The following is a 16,344-nucleotide window of genomic DNA, read 5'->3' on the forward strand; positions in this document are numbered from 1 at the left end:
TTGATATCTTAATATTTACGGTCTTCTAAAACGATTTTCATAATCAAAACAACGAAATTTAAAATTTTGACACTTGCAAATTAACGTTATCGAATCATCGATTATTAAAGGAAAATTGCTATTATTATACCGGATTTTGATTTTTTTAACATTTAATTCCGCAACTATAAATTTTAAAAAGTCAATTTCTACACAATTAATTTAAACTAACAAACAACAATTATGAGTCAAAAACGTGATTACACGTTGATGAGCTCCAGTAAAAGGTCTTCCTTTATTAAATCTGGGGTATTATCAATGCTTGTTTGCCTAGGCACACAATTAGTGCAGGCAAATGAAAACACAAGTACTTCAAACAAAGTTGAAGTAGGAGCAGTTCAAACTACTGTTACCGGAACCGTTCTAGATGACACAGGTCAACCTCTACCTGGTGCAAACGTCGTGGAGAAAGGTACTACTAACGGTACACAAACAGATTTTGATGGTAATTATAGCTTAAATGTATCTGCCGGTGCTACGTTGGTATTTAGCTATATAGGATTTAAAAGCACCGAAGTTGCCGTAAACGGCCAGTCAAATATAAACGCTACCCTAGCCGAGGATGCAGCTGCACTTGACGAAGTTATTGTTTTAGGATATTCTCAACAAACAAGAGGTGACCTTACGGGGTCTGTAGCTTCTGTAGATGTTTCTGAAGCAACCAAGGCACCAGTTGTAAATGCTGCTTCAGCATTACAAGGACGTGTTAGTGGTGTTACAGTGGTACAGAATGCTACACCAGGAAGTCCACCAAAAATCAATATTCGTGGATTTGGTACTAGTAATAACACCAACCCATTATTTATTATAGATGGGCTACAGACAGATGATCCATTTGTACTAAATAGTATAAACCCTAACGATATTGCCCAGATGAACGTTTTAAAAGATGGTGCAGCGGCAATTTACGGTGCAAGAGCATCTAACGGGGTAGTGATTATTACAACCAAAGGTGGTGGTTATAATATGGAAAAACCAATAGTATCTATTGATACTTATACTGGTTTCTCTTCAATAGCGAATACACCAGATTTCTTGAACGCACAACAATTAGGAGATGTTCTATTTCAAAGTGCAGCTAACGATGGTACAGCTTTTGACCACCCACAATACGGAAATGGTTCTTCAGCAATTGTTCCTTCTACCTTAAATGGTTATACCAGAGTTGTTTCTTATGACCCTATTGTAAGAGGTGACGCTTCGGCTACAGTTAACCCTAACGGTACTGATTGGTTAGATGCCATTACAAGAACTTCGGTAATACAAAGTGTTGCCTTTTCTGTTGCAAATGGTGAGGAAAATAGTAAATACTCTCTTTCAGCAAATTATTTAAACAACCCAAGTAACCTTGTAGATACATTTTACAAAATTGGTCAAATACGTTTAAATTCTGAATTTAAACTTGGAGACAAAGTAAGAATTGGAGAGCATTTCAGTGCTGCATATTCCAATGGTAACCAAGGTGGAGCTGGAGCAAGATATGAAGAAGCGGTAAGAAGCAGCCCATTAATTCCTTTATATGATGACAATGGAAACTTTGCTGGTACCGGTGCTCAAGGTACAGGTAACTCAAGAAGCCCATTAGCTCAATTAAGTAGACAAAGTGACAACTTTAATAAGACCTTAAGACTTCTTGGAGATGTATACTTATCAGCTGAGTTAATGGATGGCCTTACTTTTAAAACTACTATTGGTGGAACAATCAATTCATTCAACACCCGTAGTTTCCAAGCTTTAGATCCAGAACATAGTGAGCCGTTAGGAACTAACACACTAACAGAAATAAATCAAGATGGCTATTCTTGGACTTTTACTAACACCTTAAATTACAAGAAAACCTTTGAAAACAGCAAAATAGATGCCTTAGTAGGTATAGAGTCTGTAGAAGATGGAATTAAAGGAAAACAAGTTAGCCGTACAGGTTTCTTATTTGAAACTCCAGATTTTTATTTGTTGAATAATGGTAGCGGAACACCAAACATCGACAATGCTTTTGATTCGGCTACGTCTCTTTATTCTTTATTTGGTTCTGCAACGTATTCTTATGCTGACAAATATTTTATAACGGGTACCTTACGTAATGATACCTCCTCTCGTTTTTCAGGGGATAACAAGAGTGATACATTCCCTTCTATTAGTGCAGGTTGGGTAGTTAGCAAAGAAGATTTTATTTCTTCTGATTCAGCTTTGAGCTGGTTCAAATTAAAAGGTTCATGGGGTCAATTAGGTAATCAATCTTTACCAGCAAGTAACCCTACTATCAATATTTCTTCACTTAATGAGAGTTTAGGTAACTATGCTATTGACGGTAATGCAATTGCTACTGGAGCAATATTATCTTCTGTTGGTAACCCAAATTTACGCTGGGAAACTAGTGAAGCTATTAATGCAGGTGTAGAATTAGGCTTTTTCAATGACAAGTTCAATGTTGATTTTGAATGGTTTAAGATTACCACAAAAGATTTGATTACTCAAGATAACAGCTTGATCAGTACTACAGCAATTGATGCTGGAGCACCATATGTAAACTCAGGTAATGTAGAAAACACAGGTTTTGACATTAATCTTAGATACAAAGATGAAACTACATCTGGTTGGAAATATGGGTTTGATGTAAATTTCTCTCACTACAAGAATGAAGTAACAGATTGGATCAGTGAATTTCAAACAGGTGATGATAGCTTCCGTGGTGGAGCAGTATCTAGAACTCAAGTAGGTCAACCAATTTCGTCTTTCTTTGGTAGAGAAGTAATAGGTTTCACAGATGAAGGTAGATTTGAATATAGAGATATAGATGGTAATAATACTATAGACGATAGTGATAGAACATTTATTGGATCTCCGCATCCAGACTTTACATATGGCTTTAACTTTAACCTAGGTTATAAAGCTTTTGACCTATCATTATTCTTACAAGGTTCTCAAGGAAACGATGTATACAACTACGTTAAGATATTTACAGATTTCCCAACTTTTGTTGATGGAAATAGAAGTGTCAGAGTATTAGATTCTTGGACACCATCAAATACTAATGCTACTTTACCAGCATTAAGTAATTCAATACAAAACAGCGAAACGCAACCTAATTCTTACTTTGTAGAGGATGGCTCTTACTTGCGTTTAAAGAATATACAATTAGGGTATGCTTTCCCTGAAAAAGTGACAAGTAAAATTGGTCTTGATATGTTGAGAGTATACATTCAAGGAACAAACTTGTTTACTATTACAGGATATGATGGCTTTGACCCAGAAATTATATCATCTGTTACCGGTAATAACTTAACATTGGGTGTAGACAACCAGGTTGTACCACAATCTAGAATTCTTACACTTGGATTTAATTTAAAATTGTAAAAAAATGAAAAAGAAATTAATTTATTTATTCACATTATTCGCCGCTATAAGTGCATGTAGCGATGAATTTACAGAGCAACCCGCTATAGGTGCGCTAAGTGATGCTGCCGTTCAAAATGAAGACGGTGTAGAACTACTTTTAATTGGCGCGTATTCAACCTTAGATGGAATTAGAAACAATTTATCAGGTAACGGTTTTGCCGCTAGTGGTGACAACTGGTGGTTTGATGTTATCGCAGATGATGCCCACAAAGGAAGTACAGATGGTGACCAAGCTGATCTTTTTGAAATGGAAGTTTACAACTGGACCACAGGTAACCCATACGTTTTAGGTAAATGGTCGTCAATTTTTGCAGGTGTAAACAGAGCAAATGCCGTTATATCTCTTATTTCTTCAATTGAAGATGCAGATTTAACAGGTAAACTTGCCGAGGCCCGTTTTTTAAGAGGTCATTTTAATTTTGAGTTGCAAAGAATCTACGGAAATGTTCCTTACATTTCTGAAGAAAATTATGCAAATACAGAGTTTAACCAACCAAATCCAGGTCCTATTTGGGATCAGATTGAAGCTGATTTTCAGTTCGCAATGGATAATCTACCTGCTACACAAGAGCAATCCGGTAGACCTACATCTTGGGCAGCCCAGACTTATTTAGGAAAAGTACACTTACAGCAATCAGATTGGGCAGCTGCATTTGATTTATTAGAAGATGTAATCAACAATGGTCCATACAGTTTAAATGCTGAATTCTTGGACAATTTCATTAGCTCAGGTGAGAATAGTTCAGAATCTGTTTTCGCTATTCAGTTCACTGCAGATACCGGGCAATCTTTTAACGGTAATATTGGTGGAGTACTAAACTTCCCTAATCCAGGTCCATTTGGTTCATGTTGTGGCTTTTACCAACCTTCTCAAGATTTGGTAAATGCTTTCCAAACTGATGAGGACGGATTACCATTATTAGATACCTTTAATGCTGCAGGTAATGATGTAGCCAATGATTACGGTATTGAAGATGAAGATGCCTTTACGCCTCATACCGGACCTTTAGATCCTAGATTAGATTATACTGTAGGTAGAAGAGGTATTGATTATAATGGTTATGGTACATTCCCAGGACATTCTTGGATCCGTGCAACATTTGCTGATATATCAGGTCCATATTTACCAGCCAAAAACGTTTATCAATCTGGTGATACCGACAACCAAGGTACAGGTGCATGGGGTCAGCAACACTCTGGTATAAACTATAACATTATACGTTTTGCAGATGTTCTTTTAATGGGTGCAGAAGCTGCAGTTGAATTAAACGACTTAGCATCAGCATTAACTTGGGTAAACATGGTTAGAAACAGAGCAAAAAGCATGTCTTATGTGCAAAATGAAGCTGGTGATGCAGATGCAGCCAATTATGTAATTGAACCTTACACAAGTTTTTCTGATCAAGCATTTGCAAGAAAAGCAGTTCGTCATGAGCGCCGTTTAGAACTTGGAATGGAAGGTCACCGTTTGTTTGACCTAAGAAGATGGGGCAACGGAGTTGAAGTAATCAATGAGTACATTGCTAATGAAAGCCGTACTATTGAAAATTTTGGCACAAAAGCTAACGCATTCGAAGCTAAACATGATTTATTGCCTATACCTTTAAGTGCAATTGATTTAAGTGGAGGTATTTTAGAACAAAACCCAGGTTTTTAAGACCATAAATTCTTTATAATAAGCAGGACATCTAATTGATGTCCTGCTTTTTTTATATCCTAAAAAACTATCCTTATTTAGAATTACCCTGATTAAATTTTAAATAATTTAAGCCTATAATGCTATCTATTTAACTTTCATAAATTCATTGTAAAACACTATTTTGCATAGTAGATCAACAAATAGACTATTCATTCAAATAGTACTCCCTAACACTTGTCAAAACTCAATTATCTGATAAGAACAATACTTAAACAATAACTTACAACAAACAACACAACAAAAACTAACTGATATGCGTATTATTTCTTACTCTTCAATAATACTAATCGCCATTAGTATCTTTTCATGTACTAAACAAAAATCAACATTATTTCAAATGGTTCCGGGTAATGAATCTGGAATTACCTTCAACAATAAAATAATAGAAACGGATAGCTTTAATATTCTAACTAGCGAATACATTTTTAATGGTGGTGGTGTTGCCGTAGGTGATTTTAACAATGATGAGCTACCAGATATTTTTTTTAGCGGTAATCAAGTAAATAATAAATTATATCTAAATCTTGGTAATTTTAAGTTCAAGGATGTTTCAAAAGAATCTGGCATAGAAGCTATTGATCAATGGAATACTGGAGTTGCACTTGCTGACATCAATAATGACGGTTATTTAGACATGTATGTATGTTCTGCAATGTTGAATAGTGACGAGGCCAAAAATAACATACTATTTGTTCATCAAGGTCTAAATGAAAATGGCGTTCCAATTTTTAAAAATTTAGCAAAAGAATATGGTATAGAAGAATCCGGCAACAGTATGGGCGCTACCTTTTTTGACTACAATAAAGACGGCTTACTTGACCTATATGTACTAAATAATGTAGATATTCATATTTTACCTACCAACTACAGAAAGAAAATTACCGATGGAACTGCATTAAGCAATGATAAATTATACAAAAACAACGGCGACGGCACTTTTACAGATGCTACCGTTGAAGCAGGTATAACTATTGAAGGTTTTGGTTTAGGGCTCTCCATATCTGACCTTAACTATGATGGCTGGCCAGATATTTATGTAAGTAATGACTATTTAACCAATGACCTTCTTTATATCAATAATCAAGACGGAACATTTACCAATCAAATTGCATCTCGTATAAAGCACCAAAGCAAATTTTCTATGGGTAATGATATATCTGACTTTAACAATGATGGTTATTTAGATATTGTAACCTTGGATATGCTTGGCGAAACCAATAGAAGGTTAAAAACTACCTTATCTGGGCATAAATACACTGAATATATTTTGAACGAACGATTTGGTTATGAATATCAACATACTAGAAACATGCTTCAAAAAGGCAATGGCAACAACATACCTTACAGCGAAATAGGTTTATTGGCTGGCGTGTCAAAAACAGATTGGAGTTGGTCACCACTTTTTGCGGATATGGACAATGATGGCTACCAAGACTTAATGATTACAAATGGCTTTCCTAGAGATATAACCGATTTGGATTTTGGCGATTTTAAATTTAATGTTAGTAGATATCTTAGTCCTGCACAAATTTTAGATTCAATTCCTAAAATTAAGATTCCAAATTATGCCTATAAAAATAATCATAACAATGGTTTTACTGATGTAAGTAATGATTGGGGCATTGGCATACCATCATTTTCTAACGGTGCTGCATTTGCCGATCTTGACAATGACGGAGATTTAGACTATATCGTAAACAATATTAATGATGAAGCATCCATATTTAAAAATACTACAGATACAAGTGATGAAAAACATAATTATTTGAGCATAGCTTTAAATAACACCTCCTCCAAAACCTTAAAGGATGGTGCTAAAATTGTTGTTCGGCTAAATGATGGCACCTTTCAGTATAAAGAATATCACACCTATAGGGGCTACATGTCTACCGTTGAAGATATATTTCATTTTGGTCTTGGTGATGCAACTAAAGTTAAGTCTATCGAAGTTTTATGGCCAGATAATAGATATCAAAAATTGACCGACATTGAAAGTAACCAACGTATAATATTAGAGGACAAAAATGCAAAGACAGTAAAAAATAACAGCCTTGTTTTTCCATTCGTCCCCAAAAAGGAAAAACCAATTTTTAAAGAAGTTTCAAAAGATGTTGGGGTTACATTTTTACATGAAGAAAAGGATATCATCGATTATAACATACAACGTACATTACCGCATAAACTAACACAAAATGGTCCATTTACCACTGCCGGAGATTTAAACGGTGATGGTCATCAAGATTTTATAGTTGCCAGTTCCGCCGGTATGTCGCCACAATTATTTTTCCAAAATGCGCAAGGTCATTTTACACAAAAACCGTTGTTCACCGATGAGGAAAATAAAAAATATGAAGAAGAAAGTATTGCTTTGTTTGATTTAGATAATGATGGCGATCTAGACATGTATCTCGTTTCTGGCAGTAACGAGTTTGAATTGGACAGCAATTATTACAATCATAGGTTACTAACAAACGATGGTAACGGAAATTTCATGCTTACTACGGATAAAATGCCATTGGTTAAAACAAGTGGTTCTACAGTAGCCATTACCGATTACGACCATGACGGATATGTTGATCTTTTTGTTGGTGGCAAAACTCCTTTTTCTAAATTCCCCAATCCTGACAAAAGTTTTATTTTAAAGAACGAAAAAGGTATTTTAAAAGATGTTACGGACAATATAGCTCCAGACCTTCGTCATATAGGAATGGTAAACGATGCTGTATGGGCAGACGTTGATTTGGATGGAAATGAAGATTTAATTATTGTGGGTGAATTTATGCCTATTACCATTTATAAAAATAGCCTTACACGTTTTTCGAAATTGGAAAATACCGGGGTAGACAGTTTATTTGGCTGGTGGGAGAGTATAACAAAAACAGATGTTGACAATGATGGTGATATAGATTTTATAATAGGTAATTTAGGTATGAACAACTTTTACAATTCTACACCTGAAAAACCTGTTAATCTGATTGCCAAAGATTTTGATAACAATGGTACTTTAGACCCAGTCATGTTCGCTTACTTTAAAGAAAGCTTTGAAAACCCTACCTACAAATCATTTCCTGTAAACTTTTGGGGAGATTTAAATGGCCAAAGTCCTATTTTTAGAGCCAAGTACAATTCTTTTAAAGCCTATTCAAGGGCAACAATCACAAGCTTGTTTTCTAATGAAGAATTACAAAATTCAACTAAATTAACAGCTAATTACGACAAAAGCATAGTGCTGCTAAATGAAGGTGAGGGTAAATTTTCACATATGCCTTTACCTATTGATGCACAAGTAGCCCCTGTTAACGGTTCAATAGCGGTAGATTTTAATGAAGACGGTTATAATGACATCTTATTAATTGGCAATAATTTTGGTAATGAAGTTTTTGCAGGTCGTAATGATGCCTTGAACGGTCTGCTATTGCAAAATGATGGCAATGGTAATTTTAAATCGGTATCAACTAGCAAAAGCGGCTTTTTTGTACCTGGAGATGCAAAAAGTATCACTACCGTTAAAAATAGTAAGAACGCTCTACCCTATTTTATTGTTACACAAAACAGAGATTCTATAAGAATTTTTCAAAAAAACTAATCGCATGAATCATAAATTTGAGCAAGCCTAATTAAATAGAGGATATTTAAACATCTCAAGAGAATATCCAACTTTTGTTAGCTATTTAAATTAAAATAAAAAAGGGGTGAAATAATCTGTGATGTTACAGATTATTTCACCCTTTTTTGCTTGACACCTCACCTAACTTGTATTTATTACCCTACAAAATCATACCTGAACGACATCTAATAATCGACAAACAACACCACTGAAACTATAAATAAACTATTCATAAATTTTAATAGGTAAAATTGGTTTTTTGATAAATTATTAACTAATATTATAATAATATTACGTTAATCTTAACTAAACTTAAGATTAGTTAATAAATCAACAATTAATCAAACAACAACTAATTATGAATCAAAAACTAGATTTTAAATCATTAAAATCCAAGAAAAGACAGTCAGTCTTAAGAAGCGGATTTTTATTGATTTTAGCGTCTTTATGCTTAAATGGCCTTAGCGCTAATGAAAAGCTAAACGAAATTAAGTACAATGAACCCCTCAAGGTTCAAACAACTGTGACCGGTACGGTATTAGATGACCTAGGCACTCCGTTACCTGGTGCCAGTATCATTGAAAAAGGTACCACAAATGGAACCCAAACCGACTTTGATGGTAATTTTACCATAAACGTAGCTGCATCTGCGACCTTAGTAGTGAGTTACGTAGGTTTTAAAACTGTTGAAATAGCTGCTAGCTCCTCTCCTATTTCAGTAACCTTAACGGAAGATGCCGCTGCTTTGGATGAGGTTGTTGTAACAGGATATGGTTCTCAGTCTAAAAGAGATGTTACGGGTTCAGTTTCAACAGTAGATGTTGAAGAACTAAATGCCGTGCCTGCTACTACTTTTGCACAACAACTACAAGGTAGGGCTGCCGGTATTGGTATTGTAAATGATGCAACTCCTGGTGGTGAGGCTACGGTAAGAATTAGAGGTTTTGGTACCATTGGTAACAATGACCCTCTATACGTTATAGATGGGGTACCTTCAAGATCACAAGCAAACCTTAACCCAAATGACATAGAATCTTTACAGGTTCTTAAAGATGCATCCGCAGCATCAATTTACGGTTCAAGAGCTGCAAATGGTGTAATAATTATTACCACAAAAAAAGGTAAAATGGGTAAACCGGTCATCACCTATGATACCTATTACGGTTTACAGTCAGGATTAGGAGAAGTAGAAGCCTTAAATGCTGCAGAGTTAGGTGAATACCTTTATTTAGCCGATTTATATGCTGGCAAGGATCCTAGTCATGGTCAATATTCTTTTGGCCCAAATGGAGAAATAGGAATACCCGACTATGTTTTCCCAAGTGGTGCCATGGAAGGTGATCCCGGTACAGACCCCGATTTGTATTCATTGGAAGAAGGTAATATTTATGCTATTGTACGCGCCGCCGATACCAATTGGTGGAATGAAGTAACTAGAACCGCACCAATTTTAAACCATCAAATATCAGCATCTGGCGCAACTGAAAATGCAAGATACGCCTTTACACTTGGTTACTTTGCTCAAGATGCGATAACTAAATTTGTAGGCTACAATAGAACATCCATTCGTGCAAATACAGAATTTAAAGCATTAAATAAAAAGTTAACCGTTGGTGAAAACCTTTCTGTAAACTTTGATAATAGAAAAGGTGGTTTTGGAAATGATGAGGAACAAAATGCAGTTTCGGGTTCTTATAAACATCATCCACTTTTACCGATCTATGATATTGCCGGTAACTTTGCAGGTAGTAGAGGTGCTAACCTAGGTAACAACTTTAACCCATATGCAACTTTATACAGAGAGCAAGACAACAGAACATATCGTTTACGTGTATTCGGTAACGTTTTTGCCTCTTATGACATTACGGACGACTTGCAGGTGAAAACTAGTTTTGGTGTAGATGCTACAGGTGAAAGAGGTAGATATTTAAGAAGACAAAACCCAGAGTATGTTGAAGGAAACTTCATCAGCGGCTCAACTTCAACTAACAGGTATGAATATCAATGGCAATGGAATACGGTATTGACCTATGCTAAAACTTGGAATGAAGTCCATAATTTTGATGCTTATGTAGGGGTTGAGGGTATTGAGGCTTATGGTGAAGAATTTGGGGCCAGTAGAAATGGCTATGCTTTTGAAACGCTTGACATTCAACGCTATTTAGATTTAGGTGATGCTACCACGGCGAGTAACTACGGGTATGCATTTAGAGATTATACGCTATTTTCTGAATTTGGAAAGCTGAATTATAACTACGATGGAAAATATTTAGCTCAGTTTATATTAAGAAATGATGCTTCATCTAGGTTTCAATCTGCTTCTAGGAGTGCAATATTCCCTGCTTTTAGTTTAGGTTGGAGAGTATCAGACGAGGCCTTTATGCAAAATCTAGAAAAGGTAGATGAACTTAAACTTAGATATGGTTGGGGTAAAACGGGTAACCAAGAAATTGGAGATTACAATTCTTATACTACTTACCGCTCCAATATTTTCAACGCAGGATATCCAATTGATGGAGCAACGGGTGCACCAACTTTAGGTTTCGACGTTCAAAGTTATGGTAACCCAAATGCAAAATGGGAAACTACTACATCAAACAACATTGGTGTTGACCTTTCAATGTTCGATAGACGATTTAATATAGGTCTTGATTTATGGGACAGGATAACGACAGATATGTTGTTTAGAAGACAAATCACGTATACCGCAGGTGATGCACAAGCACCATTCTTCAATGTTGGTGAAATGACCAATAAAGGTGTAGACTTGCAAATATCTTGGGACGATAAAAAAGGCGACTGGGGTTACGGTGTTAGCTTCAACCTTTCTGCTTACAAAAACGAGGTTAACAAATTAAGTGAAACAGATGACGGTACCGTTTTGTTCGGTGATGCTTCAAGAGTTCCTTCTTTAACCATTACAGAAGTTGGCGAACCAATATCATCTTTCTATGGCTTTAAAACCGAAGGAATTTTCCAATCTCAGGCAGAGGCAGATGCTTGGCCTACATATGGCAGCTACAATGCACCTGGTAAATTGAAGGTAACAGATGTGAATAATGATGGGCAGATAGATGATGATGATAGAACGATCATTGGAAGTCCGCACCCAGATTTCACCTATGGTGTCAATATAGATGTTAGTTACAAAAACCTGGCCTTGAACATATTCGGTAATGGTTCTGAAGGAAATGACATTTACAACTACGTAAGGTATTTTGCAGATTTTAACACCTTTCAAGGAAACAGATCAAAAAGAGCGCTTTATGATGCATGGCAACCTGCCAACCCTTCTGCTCCCGTTAGCGAATGGGTAGCGGCTAATCCAAATGCCACTGTACCGATAATGGATGCTAACGATCAAATTAGTAGTAGACCTTCATCTTATTTCATTGAAGATGGTAGTTATTTTAGACTTAAAAATGTTCAGTTGACCTATTCATTCCCTTCAGATTTAATGGAAAAAATAGGTATTTCAAGAGGACAGATATATGTACAGGGTCAAAACTTAGCTACATGGACAAAGTACACAGGTTTAAACCCCGAGATACAAGCAGGTAATAGAGATGACGCTACATTAGGCTTTGATGGCGGTTACATGCCGGTATCGCGTACCTATACATTAGGTCTAAGATTAACCCTTAACTAAAAAATCTAATTGCTTAAAAAAGCTATCATTTAATGAAACATATAAAATTTTAATGATGAAAAGAAAAAATATAATATTAATGGTATTTATCTGTATGGCCATCTTTACGGTTGGTTGTAGCGATGAATTTTTAACACGAACTCCAGAGGGGCAATTTGGTACAAATAGTCTTGAAACGGAAGATGGTTTAGATGGCATACTATTGGGTGCCTATGCCATGATTGACGGTGCAGGTTTAGATGGCACTGCAGATTGGAACGTTACGGTAGAAAACTGGGCATTTAACATAGCTTCCGATGATGCATTAAAGGGTACCGATGCGGGTGACCAACCAGAGCAGTCTTTTATTGAAGCCTATGACTATCAATCTTTCAATGGTCATATTACAAATAGATGGAGATCATTGTTCAAAGGTGTAGCTAGAGCAAACAATGCCATTAACGCCGCCAATAGTTTAGAAGATCTTTCTGATGAAAAGAGAACCCAAGTGATTGCAGAAGCGCGATTTTTAAGAGGTATTTTTCATATGGAAGCACGCAAAATGTGGAGAATGCCACCTTACATTGGCGAAGAAGATTACATTTTAGATGATGTTGAAAGCACCAAAGTGCCTAATGATCGTGAAATATGGCCGTTTATTGAAGCTGATTTTGAAGCTGCAGCGGCAAGTTTACCCACAACACAAGGTCAAGTAGGTAGACCTACTAGTTGGGCAGCTAAAGCTTTCTTGGCCAAATCAAAAATGTACCAGGGTTGGGACGAGAATGGAACGCCTAATACCGCAAAACTTGGTGAGGCCAAAACTTTACTAGATGAAATTGTGAACTCAGGTGTATTTAGCCTTGCCACTAAATTTGAAGATAATTTTTTGGTAGCCACAAGAAATAACCCAGAGTCTATATTTGAAATTCAATATGCCGTAAGTAGTGCAGCAGATCAAGCCTCTAGTAGAGGTATGGGTCTTGCCCACCCATATACAGACCCTTGGGGCTGTTGCGGATTTTATCAGGTATCACAGAACTTGGTAAATGCCTATAGAACCGAAGCCGGTTTACCTTTGATCGATAATTTTGATGCTGAGGACATCAGTATAGATACCAATGAAGACGGTACTAGTGCTGAAACGGCTACTTTAGACCCTAGAATAGATCATACTTTAGGAAGACCTGGAATACTTTACAAAGGTTTCAAAATCTATCAAACCGATTTTGTTAGAGATTTGTCATATGCAGGTCCTTTCTTCTCTAAGAAGCATGTTGCAGAGCCAGAAGGTTTTGGTGTTGGCGGATGGGGAAATCTATCAGCAAACAATTACCGATATATGCGCTATGGCATGATTCTATTATGGTTGGCAGAAGCAGAAGTTGAAGTAGGAAGTTTAGAGAGAGCTCGTGAACTTGTAAACGAAATAAGAACAAGAGCCGCTAATCCTGAAGGATTTGTACCCTTGGCCACACAAGGTACGGACAGAAATGATTTCAGCATTGTAGAGGGCGAAGCTGCAGCAAATTATGATATTGCAACGTATGATGCACCATGGACGGACAAAGCTGCCGCAAGGGATGCCGTACGTTTTGAAACAAGATTGGAATTTGCCATGGAAGGTCACCGCTACTGGGATTTGGTTCGTTGGGGCATTGCCGCTGAAACTTTAAACAACTACATAGCCAGTGAGTCTCAACATAGAACATATTTAGTAGGAAAGTCTTTTACGGAAGGAAAAAATGAATATTTCCCTATACCAAGTCAAGCAATTGATAGATCTGCAGTTGATGGTCAACCAACATTGACTCAAGATCCAGCTTACTAATTAAAATTATTGTTAATTGTTAGTTGCATAAAGAGTGGTCAAATTATTTTTTTGGCCACTCTTTATTAACTTAAAACTACTTGGTTAAACGATTAATATACACCTATTAAATGCGTTCTAATATAGACCGGTATTTCGTTGAGACCATCGTCTAATTTTAATTTCATTATTTCAGAGGGTACCAAAGGCATATGGCAGGAAATACAATTTAGCGTTTCAGTATGTTTATTTACCTCAACGCTACTATTAACAGCTGTAATAGTATGGCAAGACAAACACTTTGCATTGAAAACATCTTGTTCACCTCGTTCATTTTCATGTGGACTATGACAAGTAATGCAATCCATTTTTAAAGAATTCACAAAACACTTGCTTTCACTGAGAAGCCCCATTTGATTTCCATGAACATCTAATTTGAGATTTCTATTGTTATTCTGATAATTTTTGGAGTAGGCCGATAATGTATCGCCAGCAATAAAGGAGAACGGATTACCTTTTACCTGTTGTGCTTGTAACCCAGAGTGACATACGGCACAGGCATCTAAGCGCTGTTGTTGGGTGTACTTACCATAATTATCTACATGCACACCTACTTTCGCATTAGGGTTGGTCCTATGGTAAACTACGTGTTCTTCTAATGGTCCATGACACCTTTGGCAATCAATACCTAGCAACAATTTATTTCGGTTATAAATATTTCCGTTACCAGATTCATTTTTGTTTTCGGCAAAGGTCACATGACATTTTAAACAATTATCATCTACAGGTCTATTGAAAGAGTACTCGGGAAAATTGGGACTATTGACCCAAGTATTGGCAGGCTCAAAATAGGATAGTTGTAATTGATATAGCTTATCATCTTCCCAGCTCAGATAACTTTGCCCTTTTACTCCAGAACCAATAGTAATATCCAGCTTAGATTTCACCAAGGCAGTATCGCCAAACTTTGGTTTGGTCAATTGATAAATCCCATCGTTTTCTTTTATTAATTTTAAACGCACTCCTTTTAGGTTCAGCTCATTGGAGCCTTCGGCAAGTTTACCTTTAATGTGTTCTTCATTGGCAATCGCTGACGTGTTGTAATGAGCTGTTTTTACATGGCTCTTAAAAATATCTTCATGACATTCCATGCAGGTATCCTGGGCTACAAAGTTTTTGCCATTATAATGTGTAGCTACAATTTCCGGCTCTAAATAATCCGAGATTGCAACAGTGTGTTTTAGATACCATAAGATATAAAAGAGCAATACAAGAACAATTGACCATAAAATGTATTTTGTATGCTTGCTTTTCATTGTAGTTTTTAAAATCTACTTTAATTCCTGGTTCATAAACCAATCATAAAGTGCATCGGTCTCATAAGCTTTTATCCATGCACTATGGCCTACGTTAGGATATCTTGTAAAAATTACCTCATATCCCATTTCCTTTAATTTAGCAACCATATTTTCAGACTCTGAGAATGGAATGGATTTATCTTTCTCACCATGAAATACCCATATGGGCATTTCCCTATTGATCCATGAAGCATAGGGCAATGGTGCCATACCACAAACTACTGCCATTGCAGCAAATGTATTGGGATATTGTACCGCCATTTCCCATGCAGCGCCACCACCCCTACTTAATCCGGTTATATAAATCCGTTTTTTGTCTATTCTATTATTATCCACAATAGAATCTAACAACTGTTTAACAGCCCTTGTATTCCACCATTTCTTGGCGTTGGGGTTCTGTGGCGCCAAAATCAAAAATGGGAACTTTTTTCCTTGAACTATCAATTTTGGAGGACCATTTCTCTTCACCGTGACCAAGCTATCACCAGATTCACCTCCGCCATGCAAAAACAATAAGATCGGAAACTCTTTATCAGGTTCGTCCTCATAATCCTCAGGATAGTACAAATAATAAGATAATTTCTCTTTTACATTGGTCTCCATCTCAGCGTCTATTAAACTAGGCTTTTCTTGAGATGCACAACTTTGAAAAATAATCAATAGAACTATATACGGAACAATCCTCATCATAAAAACAATTTACGCTCAAATGTACCTAAAAACAAGTTGTATTAAAGTTAAAGTATCATTAGATCAATTTGGATTTCAAATGCTATTTAACAAATCTAAGTTATAAGCAATCACCCC

At 36.3% G+C, this 16,344-nt stretch carries 7 protein-coding genes; 5 read left to right on the plus strand and 2 right to left on the minus strand.

The genetic code is table 11. The features are described from left to right. Window positions 1–222: 222 nt before the first annotated feature. The 5 genes from I600_RS04510 to I600_RS04530 all read left to right on the plus strand — a co-directional run bounded on the left by I600_RS04510 (window position 223) and on the right by I600_RS04530 (window position 14,200). Window positions 223–3,393 (plus strand): SusC/RagA family TonB-linked outer membrane protein, encoded by a 3,171-nt coding sequence (locus I600_RS04510; RefSeq protein ID WP_245188841.1) that lies wholly within the window; start codon window positions 223–225, stop codon window positions 3,391–3,393. A 4-nt stretch (window positions 3,394–3,397) separates the two neighbouring features. Beyond that, window positions 3,398–5,092: a RagB/SusD family nutrient uptake outer membrane protein gene (locus I600_RS04515; protein ID WP_058103298.1), complete on the plus strand. Its 1,695-nt coding sequence runs from the start codon at window positions 3,398–3,400 to the stop codon at window positions 5,090–5,092. A gap of 295 nt (window positions 5,093–5,387) precedes the next feature. Further along, complete coding sequence (locus tag I600_RS04520) at window positions 5,388–8,720, plus strand: VCBS repeat-containing protein (protein WP_058103299.1); 3,333 nt, start codon at window positions 5,388–5,390, stop codon at window positions 8,718–8,720. A 379-nt stretch (window positions 8,721–9,099) separates the two neighbouring features. Then, on the plus strand, window positions 9,100–12,390 hold the full coding sequence (locus I600_RS04525) for a SusC/RagA family TonB-linked outer membrane protein (RefSeq protein ID WP_082642888.1): 3,291 nt from the start codon (window positions 9,100–9,102) through the stop codon (window positions 12,388–12,390). Window positions 12,391–12,442: 52 nt separating this feature from the next. Then, entirely contained in the window at window positions 12,443–14,200 is a 1,758-nt protein-coding gene (locus I600_RS04530) for a RagB/SusD family nutrient uptake outer membrane protein (protein ID WP_245188842.1), read from the plus strand. A 92-nt stretch (window positions 14,201–14,292) separates the two neighbouring features. On the opposite strand, the gene I600_RS04535 is transcribed toward I600_RS04530, so the two are convergent. Further along, complete coding sequence (locus I600_RS04535; RefSeq protein WP_058103301.1) at window positions 14,293–15,495, minus strand: cytochrome c3 family protein; 1,203 nt, start codon at window positions 15,493–15,495, stop codon at window positions 14,293–14,295. 15 nt (window positions 15,496–15,510) lie between these two features. Then, window positions 15,511–16,227 (minus strand): carboxylesterase family protein, encoded by a 717-nt coding sequence (locus I600_RS04540; protein WP_058103302.1) that lies wholly within the window; start codon window positions 16,225–16,227, stop codon window positions 15,511–15,513. Between the last annotated feature and the right edge of the window lie 117 nt (window positions 16,228–16,344).

The sequence above is a fragment of the Maribacter dokdonensis DSW-8 genome, from assembly GCF_001447995.1.
Taxonomy (GTDB): domain Bacteria; phylum Bacteroidota; class Bacteroidia; order Flavobacteriales; family Flavobacteriaceae; genus Maribacter; species Maribacter dokdonensis.